Annotated in this window: 14 protein-coding genes; 7 read left to right on the top strand and 7 right to left on the bottom strand. The window is 71.1% G+C overall.

Annotated features, from left to right (window positions below; all coding sequences use genetic code 11):
• Positions 1–229: 229 nt before the first annotated feature.
• The 4 genes from ACYVDG_RS17875 to ACYVDG_RS17860 all read left to right on the top strand — a co-directional run bounded on the left by ACYVDG_RS17875 (position 230) and on the right by ACYVDG_RS17860 (position 5,428).
• Positions 230–2,083 carry a glycoside hydrolase family 2 protein gene (locus tag ACYVDG_RS17875; RefSeq protein WP_460753759.1) on the top strand — a complete coding sequence of 618 codons (1,854 nt, stop codon included), beginning with the start codon at positions 230–232 and terminating at the stop codon, positions 2,081–2,083.
• A 135-nt stretch (positions 2,084–2,218) separates the two neighbouring features.
• Positions 2,219–3,571, top strand: a complete 1,353-nt coding sequence (locus ACYVDG_RS17870) for an extracellular solute-binding protein (protein WP_460753756.1) — start codon at positions 2,219–2,221, stop codon at positions 3,569–3,571.
• On the top strand, positions 3,568–4,515 hold the full coding sequence (locus ACYVDG_RS17865) for a carbohydrate ABC transporter permease (RefSeq protein WP_460753753.1): 948 nt from the start codon (positions 3,568–3,570) through the stop codon (positions 4,513–4,515). The genes ACYVDG_RS17870 and ACYVDG_RS17865 overlap by 4 nt, the downstream gene beginning before the upstream one ends.
• Before the next feature lies 1 nt (position 4,516).
• Entirely contained in the window at positions 4,517–5,428 is a 912-nt protein-coding gene (locus tag ACYVDG_RS17860) for a carbohydrate ABC transporter permease (protein WP_460753751.1), read from the top strand.
• Between the two features lie 18 nt (positions 5,429–5,446).
• On the opposite strand, the gene ACYVDG_RS17855 is transcribed toward ACYVDG_RS17860, so the two are convergent.
• The 3 genes from ACYVDG_RS17855 to ACYVDG_RS17845 are packed head-to-tail and all read right to left on the bottom strand — an operon-like array spanning position 5,447 to position 7,420.
• Complete coding sequence (locus tag ACYVDG_RS17855) at positions 5,447–5,824, bottom strand: hypothetical protein (RefSeq protein WP_460753749.1); 378 nt, start codon at positions 5,822–5,824, stop codon at positions 5,447–5,449.
• Positions 5,821–6,885 carry a serine hydrolase domain-containing protein gene (locus ACYVDG_RS17850; protein WP_460753746.1) on the bottom strand — a complete coding sequence of 355 codons (1,065 nt, stop codon included), beginning with the start codon at positions 6,883–6,885 and terminating at the stop codon, positions 5,821–5,823. The genes ACYVDG_RS17855 and ACYVDG_RS17850 overlap by 4 nt, the downstream gene beginning before the upstream one ends.
• A 22-nt stretch (positions 6,886–6,907) precedes the next feature.
• Positions 6,908–7,420 (bottom strand): ArsR family transcriptional regulator, encoded by a 513-nt coding sequence (locus tag ACYVDG_RS17845; RefSeq protein WP_460753742.1) that lies wholly within the window; start codon positions 7,418–7,420, stop codon positions 6,908–6,910.
• A gap of 274 nt (positions 7,421–7,694) precedes the next feature.
• On the opposite strand from ACYVDG_RS17845, the gene ACYVDG_RS17840 reads away from it, so the two are divergent.
• From ACYVDG_RS17840 to ACYVDG_RS17830, 3 genes are all read left to right on the top strand, one after another.
• Complete coding sequence (locus ACYVDG_RS17840; RefSeq protein ID WP_460753737.1) at positions 7,695–8,207, top strand: DUF7144 family membrane protein; 513 nt, start codon at positions 7,695–7,697, stop codon at positions 8,205–8,207.
• Between the two features lie 145 nt (positions 8,208–8,352).
• Positions 8,353–9,468, top strand: a complete 1,116-nt coding sequence (locus tag ACYVDG_RS17835; RefSeq protein ID WP_460753733.1) for a hypothetical protein — start codon at positions 8,353–8,355, stop codon at positions 9,466–9,468.
• The gene (locus tag ACYVDG_RS17830) at positions 9,465–10,589 is read left to right on the top strand and encodes a hypothetical protein (protein WP_460753729.1); all 1,125 of its coding nucleotides are present in this window, start codon (positions 9,465–9,467) and stop codon (positions 10,587–10,589) included. Before ACYVDG_RS17835 ends, ACYVDG_RS17830 begins: the two co-directional genes overlap by 4 nt.
• Here ACYVDG_RS17830 and ACYVDG_RS17825 read toward each other — a convergent pair.
• The 4 genes from ACYVDG_RS17825 to ACYVDG_RS17810 all read right to left on the bottom strand — a co-directional run bounded on the left by ACYVDG_RS17825 (position 10,586) and on the right by ACYVDG_RS17810 (position 14,442).
• Entirely contained in the window at positions 10,586–11,032 is a 447-nt protein-coding gene (locus tag ACYVDG_RS17825) for a carboxymuconolactone decarboxylase family protein (RefSeq protein ID WP_460753725.1), read from the bottom strand. The two genes, ACYVDG_RS17830 and ACYVDG_RS17825, sit on opposite strands and share 4 nt — an antisense overlap.
• Positions 11,033–11,531: 499 nt before the next feature.
• On the bottom strand, positions 11,532–12,380 hold the full coding sequence (locus ACYVDG_RS17820) for an alpha/beta fold hydrolase (RefSeq protein WP_460753721.1): 849 nt from the start codon (positions 12,378–12,380) through the stop codon (positions 11,532–11,534).
• A gap of 125 nt (positions 12,381–12,505) precedes the next feature.
• Positions 12,506–13,198 (bottom strand): response regulator, encoded by a 693-nt coding sequence (locus ACYVDG_RS17815; RefSeq protein WP_460753717.1) that lies wholly within the window; start codon positions 13,196–13,198, stop codon positions 12,506–12,508.
• On the bottom strand, positions 13,198–14,442 hold the full coding sequence (locus ACYVDG_RS17810; protein ID WP_460753714.1) for a sensor histidine kinase: 1,245 nt from the start codon (positions 14,440–14,442) through the stop codon (positions 13,198–13,200). Before ACYVDG_RS17810 ends, ACYVDG_RS17815 begins: the two co-directional genes overlap by 1 nt.
• Positions 14,443–14,578 lie beyond the last annotated feature (136 nt).

Raw genomic sequence — 14,578 nt, 5'->3', positions numbered from 1 at the left:
GCTTCCGGACCCTGACCCCGGCGCGCAGCACACCCCGCCCTGCCCGGGCCCACCCCCGAGCTTGACCCGGGTCGTTACTCACGTTGGAAAACACTCTCCCCGCGACACCCACACTTCGCACCACAGCCAGCGGTCCACGGTATTTACATCGATGTAAGAATGTGCTCATATGGGCCCCTAGTGACCCTGCTCACACCGTCGGCTGTCACCTTCGACGAGGGGAAACCACGTGCAGACGCCCATGACGCCCGGCGACGGGACCACCGCGAACCAGCGCTCCGAGACCCCGCGCCCCGAGTACCCCCGACCGCAGTTCACCCGCACCGAATGGCTGTGCCTGAACGGCACCTGGCAGTTCGAGATCGACCGGGCCGACAGCGGTCTGGAACGGGGGCTGCGCGACGCGGACCTGTCCGGCAGCATCACCGTCCCCTTCTGCCCGGAATCGGAACTCTCCGGCGTGCGGGACACCGACTTCATGGAAGCGGTCTGGTACCGGCGCACCGTGCGTATCCCCCGCTCCTGGGCCGGGCAACGCACCCTGCTGCACTTCCAGGCCGTCGACCACGACACCACCGTGTGGGTCAACGGCGTCGAGGTCGCACGCCACCGCGGCGGATTCACCCCCTTCACCGCCGACCTGCACGGCGTCGCCGAACCCGGAGGGGAAGCCGTCGTGGTGGTGCGCGCACGCGACACCCGCCACGGCCCGCAGGCGCGGGGAAAGCAGTCCACCTGGTACGGCAACTCCGGATGCCACTACACGCGCACCACCGGGATCTGGCAGACCGTGTGGATGGAACCGGTCCCCGAGACGCACCTGCGGCGCCCACGCGTCACCCCCGACCTGGCCAACGGGGTCTTCCACGTGCGGATGCCCCTGTCCGGGCTGAGGGAAGGGCTGCGCGTACGCGCCGTACTCGGCGACGGGGACGGGGAGGTCGCGGCGGCCGAAGCGCGAGCCGACCTCGACGCCGCACCACACGCCATCCTCACCGTCCCGGAGAGCCGACGCCGGGCGTGGTCGCCGCGGGACCCCCACCTGTACACACTGCGCCTGGAGCTTCTCGACTCCGACGGATCGATCGTGGACAGCGCGGAGTCGTACGCGGGGCTGCGCTCGGTATCCGTCCAGGGCAAGGCCGTACTGATCAACGGTGAGCGCGTCTTCCAGCGGCTCGTCCTCGACCAGGGCTACTACCCCGACGGGCTGATGACCGCGCCCGACGACGCTTCGCTCGTGCGCGACATCGAGCTGGGGCAGAGGGCCGGTTTCAACGGCGCACGCCTGCACCAGAAGGTCTTCGAGGAGCGCTTCCTGTACCACGCCGACCGGCTCGGCTACCTGGTGTGGGGCGAGTTCGGCGACTGGGGCTGCGGTGACGCGGGCCCGGCCGCACAGGACAACCAGCGGCCCGGTCCCTCCTACGTGACGCAGTGGCTGGAGGCCGTGGAACGCGACTACTCCCACCCCAGCATCGTCGGATGGTGCCCCCTCAACGAGACCTTCCAGCAGCTGCACGACCGCGTCACCGTGCTCGACGACGTGACCCGGGCGATGTTCCTGGCCACCAAGGCACTCGACCCCTCGCGCCCCGTGGTCGACGCCTCCGGGTACTCCCACCGTGTTCCCGAGACCGACGTCTACGACTCGCACAGCTACGAGCAGGACCCCGAGGCGTTCCGGGAGCAGATGCGCGGCCTGGACGAGGACTCCCCCTACGTCAACCTCGGCGACGGCGGCGGCCCCTGGTCGGTGCCCTACCGCGGGCAGCCCTACTTCTGCAGCGAGTTCGGCGGCATCCGCTGGGACCCCGACACGGCCTCCGGCTCCGATTCCTGGGGCTACGGCAGCGACCCGGGCACTCCGGAGGAGTTCCACACCCGTTTCGAAGGCCTGACCGGCGTGCTGCTCGACGACCCGAACATGTTCGGCTACTGCTACACCCAGCTCACCGACGTGTTCCAGGAACGCAACGGCATCTACCGGTTCGACCGGAGCGAGAAGCTCGACACGGTTCGTGTCGCCGCTGCCCAGCGGCGGACCGCCGCGTTCGAGAAGGACGGCCCCCGGTCCGCCTGAGGCCGTTGGCGCCCCGTCGGCCCCGGCCCGCCTGAAGCTACTGAGGCCCGGCGGGCCCCTGAGAAACACCCGGCCGCCCCAGCGGTCACCCCCCCACGGCGCCCCAGCGCGCCGAGTCGACCGAGGAGGTCGTCGATGTCCCCTTCACCCGGAGGATCCAGGAAATCCACCAGATCCGTATCCCCCCTGACCCGGCGCCAGGTGCTCCTCGGGGCCGGTGCGGCCGCCCTGAGCGGCTCGGTCCTGGGCTGTACCCCCGGCAGCACGGGCGACTCCACCGAAGTGCGCTTCTGGAGCCTGTTCCAAGGCGGTGACGGCGCCCGTTTGGAGAGCATGCTCGCCGACGTGCGGGAACAAGCACCCCATTTGAGCGTCACCCCCAGCACCCTGGCCTGGGGCCCGCCCTACTACACCAAGCTGGCGGTGGCCTCCGTCGGCGGGCGCGCGCCCGAGAGCGCGATCATGCACCTGTCCCGGCTCCCCGGGTACGCCCCCGGCGGGCTGCTCGACCCCTTCGACCTGGACCTGCTGGCCGAGTTCGGCGTCACCCCCGAGGACTTCGTGCCCGACCTGTGGGAGCGCGGCATCCACGACGGCGCCGCCTACGCGGTCCCCCTGGACACCCACCCCGTGATCCTCTTCTACGACACGGAGATGGCCGACCAGGCGGGACTACTCGACTCCGAGGGCAAACTGCGCGAGCTCTCCTCCCCCGAGGAGTTCATCGAGGCCTCGCGGGCGCTCGCCGAAGCGGGCGGCGGCAGCGGCGTCTCCTTCGGCCACGTCAACGACGACGCCCAGGGGTGGCGGCTGTTCTGGAGCCTGTACGACCAGACCGGGGCGGAGATGAGCCTGCCCGAGGGCGGGCCAGCGGAGTTCGACCGCGACGCGGCGCTGCGGGTGTACACCTTCCTCGCCGAGCTCCTCGACGGCGAGACCTCGGAGGCGACCCAGTCGTACCAGAGCGCTCTCGCGGGCTTCAGCTCCGGACGGTCCGGCATGATCATCGTGGGCGAGTGGGAACTGCCCTACCTGATGGACAGCGTCGAGAACTTGGGCGCCGCACCGTTCCCCACCCTCTTCGAGCAGCCCGGCAGCTACGCCGACTCCCACGCCTTCGTGCTGCCCCGGCAGAGCGACCCCGACCCCGAGCGGGTGCGCGCCGCCCACGAGTTCGTGGCCCTCATGGTGCGCAACAGCCTGACCTGGGGCGAGGCAGGACACGTGCCCGCCTACACCCCGATCGCGGAGTCTGCCGAGTACCAGGCGCTCACCCCGCAGTCCGACTACGCGGCCGCGGGTGAAGCGCCGGTCCTCGACCCGGAGGTCTGGTTCGCGGGTGCGGGTTCCCAGTTCCAGACGGACACGAGCGAGGCGCTGCGCACCGCGCTCACCGGTGCGGGGCCCGAAGCCGCCGTCGACCAGCTCGGCGATGCACTGGACTCCTGGGTGGCGAGAACCAATCCCTCGGAAGGGGGACCCTCATGAGCGCGCCCGCCGACACCACCACCCGCCCCCGTGCGGACGGCAGCGCCCCGGAGCCCGCGCCCGGCCTCTTGCGCAGGGTCTGGCAGCGCGCCTCGGACTCAAGTCTGACCTTCCTGCTGCCCTTCCTCGCCGTGTACGCGGCCTTCCTGGTGTGGCCGCTGCTCAGCGGCCTGTGGATGAGCTTCACCGACATCGCGCTCAACGGTGCCGGAGGGGCCTTCGTCGGTCTGGAGAACTACGCCGAGGCGCTCGGCGATCCGATGGTGTGGCGGACGCTGGGCAACACGGTCTTCTTCACCGTGATCACCACGGTCCCCTTGGTCGTGGTCGCCTTGGCCATGGCGGTCCTGGTGCACACCGGGCTGCCCGGGCAGTGGGTGTGGCGCCTGTCGTTCTTCATGCCGTTCCTGCTGCCGGTGGCCACCGTCGCCCTGGTGTGGGACTTCCTTTTCATCGAGGACTTCGGCCTGTTCAACGAGGCGCTCAGAGCCCTCGGGGCGGAGGGGCTGGGCTGGCTGACCGACGACGGCGTGGCCATGTGGTCGGTGGCCCTCACCACGGTGTGGTGGACCGTCGGCTTCAACTTCCTGCTGTACCTGGCCGCGCTCCAGTCGATCCCGGACCACCTGTACGAGGCCGCGGCGCTGGACGGCGCCGGCGCGTGGGCCCGGCTGCGGTACGTCATCGTCCCCCAGCTGCGCAACATCACCGTGGTCGTACTGCTCTTGCAGGTCCTGGCCTCGTTGAAGGTCTTCGACCAGATCTACCTCCTGACCATGGGCGGGCCGGGCGACTCGACCCGTTCGCTGCTGCTCTACATCTACGACGTCGGGTTCACCGGCTACCGGTTCGGGTACAGCGCGGCCGTCTCCTACCTCTTCCTGGCGCTGGTCCTCGTCATCGCCGCCGTCCAGTTGTGGCTCACGACGCGGAGAAAGGCCTGACATGACAGTGGAAACCCCCACCACCCGTTCGGGCCGACGGGCCGAGCGCTCCCGCGAACGCGCCAGGCAGCGCGACCTGGTCCTGGGCGGCGGGCTCGGACCGAGGATCGCCGCCATCACCGTGCTGGTCCTCCTGGCGGCCCTGTGGCTGCTGCCCATGCTGTGGTCGCTGATCACCTCGTTCCAGTCCGAGCAGGACGCGATCGCGCTCCCGCTGACCCTGCTCCCCGAGTCGGGGTTCACCCTCGAGCAGTACCGCGACCTCTTCGCCGCGGGCAACGTCCAGGTGTGGATGTTCAACAGCCTGCTCATCGCCGTGCTGGTCACGGTCTTCACCCTCGCGGTGGCGGCACCGGCGGCCTTCGCGATGTCCCGCATGGCGTTCCGCGGCCGCACGGCGCTGATGTTCTTCACCGTCGCCGCGATCGTGGTACCGCCGCAGCTGCTCATCGTGCCGCTGTTCCAGCAGATGGTGGCGCTGGACCTGGTCGACACCTACGCTGCGGTGATCCTGCCGCAGCTGGTGATGCCGATCATCGTGTTCATCCTCAAGCGCTTCTTCGACGCCGTACCGCGCGAACTGGACGAGGCGGCGCGGATCGACGGGGCCTCGTACTGGCGGCTGTTCACGACGGTCATCCTGCCGCTGTCCCGGCCCATCCTCGCGGCCTCGGCGATCTTCGTGTTCATCTCGGCCTGGAACAACTTCCTGTGGCCCTTCATCGTCACGACGGATCCGGCGCTGATGACGCTGCCCGTGGGCATCCCCAACATCCTGGACTCCTACGGGACCTTCTACGCCGCACAGCTGGCCTCGTCGATGGTCGCCGCGGCGCCGATGGTCATCGTGTTCCTGCTGTTCCAGCGGCACATCGTCCGCAGCGTGGCCACGACAGGCCTCACCGGCCAGTGAAGGCCGCCGCCACGCGGGTCAGACCGTCAGGAAGAGGACGGCGCCGACGGTCAGGGCCGAGTTGAACAGGGCGGAGCCGACGCGTGCGCGTGCCTTTTCGTCGTCCGCCCGCCAGGGCAGGTCCGGCCAGCGGGCGGCGACGGCGGCCAGGCCCACCGCGCTCGCGGCCGCGTTGACGAACCACAGGGCGGGCGGGACGACCGTCCACACCATGAGCAACAGAGTGACAGCCGTGACAAGGAGCAGGCTGGCGGAACGGGCCACGACGTCCCAGCGGTCGAGGAGCGCGTGTTTTCCGCCCTCGCTCCGAGCGGCGCGCACCAGGCCTCCGGCGGCGACCACGAGCATCACGGTCATGACGGCCCAGATCGCCAGGCCGGTCCAGATGTCGATCACGCTTCCTCCAGAAGGTCCAAGGCGATCTGGTCCACCGACACCTGGCTGTCCGCCAGGACGATGACCGCCCGGTCGGCCTCCCGGTCGAGGGCCAGCATGGCGGAGAACCCGTTGGTCATGCCGTTGTGCCAGGTCACCTCGGTCCCGTCGTGATCGGTGACCATCCATCCCAGCCCGACCTCGTCGGACCCGGTCTCCCAGCGCGGTTCCATGGCACCGGTCCCGGGAGCCTCCCCGTCCAGGAGCGCGTGCGCGAACCGGCCCATGTCCCCGCCCGTGGAGTACACCCCGCTCATCCCGGCCTCGGTGGGGTCGGCTTCCGAGGGGACCGGACGCCCGAACCGCCCGTACCCGGTGGCGGCGGCCTCGGGGATGTCGGCGTCGGTTGCGGCGAACGCGGTGTCCGCCAACCCCAGGGGTTCGAGGAGCCGTTCCCGGAGCAGGGTCTCGTAGTCGGTCCCGGCGGCGGTGGCCAGGGCCTGCCCCAGCAGGGCGGTACCGAAGTTCGAGTACTCGTACTCGCCCCGGTCCGTGAGGTCGGCCTCCGCGGCCTGCTCCTGCAGGGTTTCCAGGTCGGCCGTGAAGTAGTCGTGTCCGCGCATCCCCTCCACGAGCGTTCTGGCCGTGCTCAGCAGGCCGGGTGGCATGTTGGGCAGGCCGGAGCGGTGGCTGGAGAGTTCGGCGAGGGTGACGGAGGCCGCGGGGGCGTCCCCCAGCTCCAGGAGGGAACCGAGTTCGGTGTCCTCGGTGACCTCCCCGCGCTCAACGGCGTCAGCCAGGAGGAGACCGGTCATGGCCTTGGAGATCGAGCCGATCTCGTAGGCGGTCTCCCCGTCCGCTCCGAAGTAGGCGCCCCGGGTCTGGTCGCCGCCGACCTCCACGACGGCGGCGGTGGCCCGCGGGTCCGCTTCGAGGAGCGGGGCGGCCCGTTCGATCAGTCCGGGGTCGCCGGTGGTCTCCGCGGACAGGGTCGGGGGCTGCGGTCGAACCGCGAACCCCGTGGCCAGGACTGCGGCGGCGGTGGTCGCGGCGATGATTCGGGACCGGATTCTGGTCCGCACGGCGTCCTCTTCTCTCCCGTGGTCAGGAACCCCGTGCGGCGGTGAGGATCACCAGCAGGGGGATCACCCGTTCCGTGGGGATGACGTAGTGCCCCCGCTTGCGGGTGTTGAGCCATCCCGCGGAGGCCAGCAGGTTGACGTGGTGGTAGATCTGGCCGGTGGTGCCGAACTCCGCGCGCTCCTTGAGCTGGGCGACGGTGTCGACCCCGGACCAGACCGCGCTGAGGATGCTGAGCCGGACGGGGTTGCCCAGCGCGTCGAGGTTTCCGGCCATCAGCGACCAGTCCTGGCCGCCCATCTCGGCGACGGACGCACCGTACTGCCACTCGACCGGGCCGGCCCCGGTCTGGGCGATCCCGGCGTAGACCACCTCACCGCCCTCGAGGGCTCGCTCCCTGAGCGCCTCCAGGGCGAAGAAGCGCTGTGTGTAAGCCGCCTCGGCGGACGCGGTTCCACCTTCCTCGGCACGCTGCTCCAGCTCGGCGACACGGGCTTCCAGCGCGGCGAGGCGTTCTTCCATGGTTCGTTCTGACACGGCACCAGCGTACAGGTCTATACGTTGTTACGTAAATACGTTCTTCCGGCTTCTTCGTCGCAACGGAAGTCGCGGCCGCGCTCGCTGCCGCACCCCAAGGGAGGGTCACAAGCACGCCTGGGGAGTTTGCCGGATCGGGGAGAACCTGTTCCTTGGCCCTTACCGGGGGTCCCCGATCATGTAGGAGCGGCGTTCGGACCCGCCCGCACACGACACCCGAGGGGCCGTGCCCACCGGACCCATCGGTCCGCCGGACGGCCGGTAAGGAAGACCCATGCGGACGCAGCCCAACGGTTGGCAGTACTTCGTCGCTACGCTGCTCATCGTCATCGGTGCCATCAACATCATCCAGGGCCTCGCGGCGATGTTCACCCCCGAGTTCTACCTGGCCGCCGAAGCGCAGATGCTGGTCCTCGAATACGAGGCCTGGGGCGTCCTGCTCGGCCTGTGGGGTGTGGTGATGGTCGTCGCCGGACTCGCGGTCCTGTCCGGCAGCACCTGGGCACGCGCCTTCGGTATCGTCCTCGCCTCGTTGAACGCCCTGGCCCAGTTGGCCTTCCTGATCGCCATGCCGCTGTGGTCGGTGGTGGTCATCGCCATCGACATCCTGGTCATCTACGGCCTCACCGCGGGTTGGCCCTCCGCGATCGGCGACGACCGGCGGGAAGGGCCCAGCGAGTCCGCCTACCGGGCCGGGTACAAGGCCGCGCACGAGAAGCCCAAGTCAGCACCGCGCCCCACCGCGTCACCCGAGCAGGGCGGCCAGCGCCAGCAGCCCACCAACTGACCGATTCCGGCTGACCGGTCCAGCACCAGCAGTGCGTCGGCCCGGGGCACTCTCGGACACGGGCTGCCCCGCGCCGGTGCACGGGCGGCGGAAACCCCCTGTGGACAACCGTTCCCGAAGCGCGACAGTGCCTAGACTCAGAGGTATGGCCCACCCCCAGCACCACCACAGCACCACTGTGTCCGCGTCCGTGATGACCCACCCCTCCCGAGCGGCGTCCGCTCGGAAGGTCGCAGCCAGCACCGGCCTCCCACGGAGCGGAGTCGCCCTCGACCCACGGCCCGACGGCCCGCCGACCGCCCTGCGCGGAGCGAGGGTGGCCTTCGGGGAGACCGCCCGGTACGACACCACCCACCACCTGGTCCTCCAGGACGACGCGCGCCTGGCCGACGGGTTCGCCGGAACCGTGGACCGGTACCTGGCGGCCCACCCGGAGGCGGCCGTGTCGTTCTTCGTCGAGTGGGGTTCGCGGACCGCCACGCTGGCCCGCTGGGCGGTGTTCACCGGAGCCGGGGCGGTACCGGTGGTCAACCCCTACGTGCCCACGGTGGCCCTGGCCCTGCCCTCGGAACTGTCCGCGGAACTCGGCCGGTTCCTGGAGCGCGAGGCGGCGGACGGCGAGCCCGACGACCGGGCGGTGCTGCGCTTCGTGCGGCGCGCAGGCGCGGCGTCCCTGGTGGCGGTACCCAACCCGGTGGAGCACGAGGACCTGCCCAGCCTGGTGGGCAACTCCGGGCACGGGGCCCGGCGCTCGGTGTACTTCGCCCCAGGGCCGGTGGCCACCATCGAGGCCGCGGTCCTGGAACCGCCGCGACCACTGCCCCACCTCAACTGGACCACGGGACAGGCGGTCCTGGTCGATCTGACGGACGATGTTCCCGAGGCGCACGTGCCCCTCGCTGAGGCGCTGGCCTCGTGGGGCGCCACGGAGGCGGGGTTGGCCGCCGCCCTGGCCGCGCAGGCCGGTGCGGGCCCCTTGGGCGCGCTGGTACCGGAGCCACACCTGACCTCGGTCTGGCATACGGCGGTGGCCAACGGTGCCGTGCTGGAGGGCCGTTGGCCCGGCGTGGTCGGCGGCTTGCGCGCGCGGCTGGGCGAGGCTTCGGTGGAAGGGGTACTGGCCTCCCTGGTGCCGGGTGCCCTGCGCACCCGGGTCTCCACCGAGAAGCTGGCGGAGCACCGGCGCGAGGTGGTCGAGCTGGCCCTGGCCGCCCTGGAGTTCGGGGCCGAGCACTGCCCCGCCCCGAAGGAGGCGCTGTGAGCGCGGACCACCCCGTGAACGCGAACGTCAGGATCTCGTGCGCGGTGATGACCCACCCGCGCCGTGCCGAGGCCGCCCGGCGGCTGGCCGACACCCTGCCCGAACTCTCACCGGCCGTGGTCGCCGACCCCGCCCCGGACGGGTCCCCGTCCACGCTGCGGACCTCCCTCGCCGCCTGGTCGGCCGTACCTGACTGGGCCACGCACCACCTGCTCCTGCAGGACGACGCCGAGCCCCGGCCCGGCATGGTCGAGGCGCTGACCGCGCTGGTGGCCGCCCGGCCGGAGGCCCCGCTGAGCCTGTTCTGCGAGTGGGGTTCGGCCACGGCCACGATGGCCCGCTGGGCGGCCCTGGGCGGGTACGGGCTGGCCGACTGCGTGGACCAGTACGTGGCCACGGTCGGTTTTCTACTGCCCGCCGAGGTCGCCCGTGAGCTGGTCTCCACCGTGACCCATGAGGGACAGGAGGACGAACCCGACGACGAGGCCGTGGCCCGCTTTCTCGAGCGCACCGGGCGCTCGGCCCTGGTCACCGTGCCCAACCTGGTGGAGCACGACGGCGACCTGAGCCTGGTCGGCAACGGCCACCGGATGGGAGTGCGCCGCTCGGTCCTGCTCCGCGAGGCATCGGACCCCGCACCCTCCACCCGGGTGCTGCGGGCTCCGGAACTGGTGCCCTTCGTGAGCTGGCGCAGGGCCCGGTCCTCAGCGGCCTGCTGGGACCCGGACCGGCGCAGGCACACCGGCCACCGCGGACACCTGCGCGCGGAGCTGGAGCGCACGGGGGTTCCGCACGCCCTACTGGTCCGTGAGCTGGATACCTGGTTGGACACGGAGGCCGGGCAGCGGCTGGAGGGGATCCTCGGTTACGGACTGCCGCACGAGCTGTGGCTGACCGCCGCCGCCCTGGCCGCGTGGGCCCCGCTCCCCAGCTCCGCCCTCGTCGACCCGGCACCAGCGGCCCGCCGGGCGCTCGCCACCCTCGCCCCGGGCGGCCTGAGAACGGTGGTACCCCAGGTGCTGACCGACCCCTCCGCCCGCGACGACCTGACCGCGCTGCTGACCGCCGCCCACGCGTTCGGCACCGGCACCCGCGCGGCCAGGTCCCCGGCTGCCCGCTAGCGCTCCTTGGGGTGCAGCTGGCTGGTGACCGCGAGGCGGTTGTAGAGGTTGATCATGGAGATCGCGGACATCAGGGCGGCGATCTCGGTCTCGTCGAAGTGCTCGGCCACCTCGTCGTAGGCCTCGTCGGAGACCCCGTGCCCGCCCAGTTGGGTCATCTCGTCGGTCAGGGCGAGCGCGGCCCGCTCCCTCGCGGTGAAGCGCTCCCCGGCCTCGTGCCAGGTGGAGACCAGGAAGAGCCGCTGCTGGGACTCCCCCTCTTTGAGGGCCTTCTGGGTGTGCAGGTCCACGCAGAACGCGCAGCCGTTGAGGACAGAGGAACGGAGTTTGACCAGTTCCAACAGTCCGACGTCCAAATGGTCGGCCACGATGAGATCGATCTCGTCGAGCTTCTTGTAGACCTGCGGGAGCTTCTTCGCCCAGACCACGCGATTTCCAGCCATCAGAGCCTCCTCGTCATCGAACACAGTATCGAATAGGATGCTACGTTCCCGTCCCCGGGAAACACGTACCACCCGAGGAGTCATCCCCTCTTGTCATCGAGTACTGGACCCACCTCGGCGCCCCTAGCCACCACCGAGCCCTCTGACCTTCCGAAACACTCGGGGATGATCGCCCGCCAGATCGCGGGCAAGGCCTTGCCTTTCTACCTGTCGATGCTGTCGACGCTTACCGGGAGCGCGGTCACGACGGCGGTCCTGGGCAACACCGGCATCCGAGCTGGCCGCCTACGCCCTGGTGATCTCGGTGTTCAGTCCGATGACCATGGTCGTGCACGGAGCCTGCGCGGTTCGATGCCCTGCTTCACGGAGAACGAACACTCTCCCCGCGCCCTCGCCCCGGCTGGTACGCGACTTCACCGTGCGGGCCGCCAAGGCGGGTTCGCGGCCGCTGGTCCACCGTCAGGGCTGCGCGAATCGTAGCGGGAAGGCCCGTTTCGGCCTAGCGCTCACGAGCCAGGAAGGCCGCGACCGTCTCCGCGAAGCGCTGAGGGCCGTCGAGCCAGGGGAAGTGACCAGCGCCAGGTTGGACGAACAGCTCGCTTCGGGGGAACAGCCCCGCGATCTCTGCACCGACGCGGGGCGTCGGCCCTCCGTCCAGTTCCCCCGCCACCACCAGTACCCGTGCGTCCCACTCGGCCACGGCGGCACGGGTCGCTTGCGGATCGAAGGCTCCGGTGCCCGCGTAGGCGCGTGCCGCCGTCACGTTGATCTGTTCGGCGTTGGCCGCATGGTCCGCCTTGGCGACCGCGTCCCAACGCCCGTAGGCGAACGGGGCCACCGCGTCCCAGTCGAACCGGGTGGCGCGACCAGCCCAAATGGATTCGTAGGCGGCGCGGGCATGAGCGAACCAGGGCTCATCCGATCTCAGTGCCACCGCTTCTCTGCGGTGTTCTTCGGTGAAGTCGATGCCCAGGGCTCGGGCACGGGCTGACACCAAGGTGAGACTGCGTACGCGTCCCGGGTAACGGCCCGCGTAGAGCAGGGCGAGGTCGCCGCCCGCGGAGTGCGCCAGAAGGTCCACCTGCTCCAGCCCGAGGTGCTGGCGCAGGACCTCGACATCGTCGACTTGCCGGTCACAGCGATAGGTGGCGGGGTCTTCCGGGACACCGGAGTCACCGGTGCCGCGCAGGTCGAGCCGGACCAGTCTGCGGTGGGCCGACAGCCCACCGAGATCGCCGAGGTAGGCGCTGGCCCGCATGGCCCCGCCGGGCAGGCAGAGCAGGGGATCTCCCGACCCCGTCACGTGGTGGGCGAGCGCGGTTCCGTCAGGTGCGGTGAGGGTTGGCATGCGCACACCCTGGCCCCTCCATGTGCCCGGGGCAACAGGTTTGCGGCCTGGTTGGCCCTCGCGGGCGGCGGTGGGACCGGTCCCGGACACGGGCTCACCCGGCCCTCGGGAAAACCCGTCGGCGCTCAGTCCTCCGGGGTCTGGGCGTCGTGGGTGAGGAGCGCCAGCTGGATCCGGCCCGACAGGTCCAGTTTGGTGAGGGCGCTGGACACGTGTGCCTTGACCGTGCCCATGGACATGTACAGGCGCTCGGCGATCTCCACGTTGGACAGCCCCGCCGTCACCGCCTCAGCCACGTCGCGTTCCCGGTCGGAGAGCAGCGCCAGCCGGGCCCGGGCACGCTCGCGCCGCGTGGGCACCCCGGAGGTCTCCCCTGGGTCGTCACCGGCCGCGCGGTCCATGAGGGTGCGCGCCACGCTGGGCGACAGCACCGGCTCCCCCGCCGCGGCCCGGCGCACCGCCTCGACGATCCTCGCCGGGTCGGTGTGCTTCAGCAGGTAACCGGCGGCGCCCGCACGCAGGGCCCGGACCACGGTGGCGTCGGCGTCGAAGGTGGTGAGCACGATGACCTGCGGCCCGGAGCCCGCCGAACGGAGCCCCTCGGTGGCCGCGATCCCGTCGACCCCGGGCATCCGCACGTCCATCAGGACCACGTCCGGCCGGTGCTCGGCCACCGCCGCGGCCACCCCCGCACCGTCGTCCACCCCGCCCACGACGTCGATGTCGCCGTCACCGGAGAGCATCAGCTGCAGTCCGGCGCGGACCAGGGCATCGTCGTCCACCAAAAGGACCCGGATCGGAGCGTTCACGGCCACCACTATGACACCTTCCGACGGTCGTCCCCGGGCGTGCCCGACTCCTGTCCTTCCGGCCAGGGCAGCACCGCGGTCAGCTGGAAACGGCCGCGCGCCGGGCCGTGCCTCAGGTGTCCCCCGTCCAGGTGCACGCGCTCGGCCAGCCCGGCCAGCCCGGCCCCCGCGCCGGGGACCTCCCGCGCGGCCCGTCCGACCGGCAGCACGTTGCTCACCACGACCACCAGGCCGCGGCCCGGGGCTCCGCTCACCGTGACCGCGACCTTGGCACCCGGGGCGTGCTTCCTACTGTTGGTCAGCCCCTCCTGCACCACCCGGTACGCGGTGCGCTGTACCTGCTCACGGGGTTCGGCGTCCTCGGCCAGGTCCGAGGTGTAGGCCACCCGCTCCCCCGCCTCCGCTGCCTCAGCCACCAGACGGGGAACATCGGCCAACCGCGGCTGGGGCGCCGCCTCGTCCTCGTCCTCCGGGGCGAGGTCCTCGGCGCGCAGCACGGAGAGGATGTCGCCGAGCTCGTCCAGGGCCCGGTGGGCGTTGTCGCGGATCACCCGCACCGCCGAACCCACCTCCGCCGACTCCAGCGGCGCGGCCTCGCCGCTCTCGGCCCGCTCCGTCCGGTAGGCCAGCGCCCCGGCGTGCACGGACAGCAGGGACATGCGGTGGGCGACGACGTCGTGCATCTCGCGCGCGATCCGGCGGCGTTCGGCCAACCGGGCGGCGGCCAGGCGTTCCTCGTGCAGCCGACGTTCGCGTCGCACGTCCTCCCGCAACCGGTCGACCAGGCTGCGCCGGGAACGGATCGCGGCGCCCCAGGCCACCAGAGCGCTCAGCAGCAGCACGATCGAGACCATGGTGAAGAGGGAGTCGACTGTGCCGACCGGCACCAGCGCCACCCACGGCAGGGACAGGACCATGGCCAGCAGGGCCATACCGCCCGACTGGGGCAACGGCCGGTAGACCGCCAGCCCGACCAAGGCCACCATCAGCACACCGATCACCGACGTGGAGAACGAGGAGACCAGGACGACACCGAGCGCCACGCCCAGCGGGTAACGGCGCCGCCACCACAGGGCGGCGCAGGCCGGCGGGAGGCAGGCCAGGTCCAGCAACAGGACCCAGTCGGGGACCCGATCGGCCGGGTGGATGTCGTTGGCGTACCCGGTGAAGCTCATCAGACCCCACACCGCCGCGAACGCGATCAGGAGGGTGTCCACGCCCAGGTCGCGGCGGCTGCAGCGCCTCGACTCCATGTGCCCTCCCCGTTCGGTGTCGCCGGACCGTTCCAGCCTAGATCGGCGGCCCGTCCCGGCGCCTCGACCACGCGGCCAGGGCGGACGGCACTGCCCTGGCCACATGGCCCGCGGCCGTGTCCGTGTGGCCGATGCG

The sequence above is a fragment of the Nocardiopsis oceani genome (genome assembly GCF_054777395.1).
The sequence above is the reverse complement of the archived record's forward strand: the minus strand, read 5'-3'. Positions and strand labels throughout refer to the sequence as shown.

Coding starts and splice junctions, on each gene's coding strand:
- ACYVDG_RS17825 (WP_460753725.1), bottom strand. CDS start 11,032: ATGGCTGGAAATCGCGTGGTCTGGGCGAAGAAGCTCCCGCAGGTCTAC.
- ACYVDG_RS17870 (WP_460753756.1), top strand. CDS start 2,219: ATGTCCCCTTCACCCGGAGGATCCAGGAAATCCACCAGATCCGTATCC.
- ACYVDG_RS17840 (WP_460753737.1), top strand. CDS start 7,695: ATGCGGACGCAGCCCAACGGTTGGCAGTACTTCGTCGCTACGCTGCTC.
- ACYVDG_RS17820 (WP_460753721.1), bottom strand. CDS start 12,380: ATGCCAACCCTCACCGCACCTGACGGAACCGCGCTCGCCCACCACGTG.
- ACYVDG_RS17860 (WP_460753751.1), top strand. CDS start 4,517: ATGACAGTGGAAACCCCCACCACCCGTTCGGGCCGACGGGCCGAGCGC.
- ACYVDG_RS17810 (WP_460753714.1), bottom strand. CDS start 14,442: ATGGAGTCGAGGCGCTGCAGCCGCCGCGACCTGGGCGTGGACACCCTC.
- ACYVDG_RS17865 (WP_460753753.1), top strand. CDS start 3,568: ATGAGCGCGCCCGCCGACACCACCACCCGCCCCCGTGCGGACGGCAGC.
- ACYVDG_RS17835 (WP_460753733.1), top strand. CDS start 8,353: ATGGCCCACCCCCAGCACCACCACAGCACCACTGTGTCCGCGTCCGTG.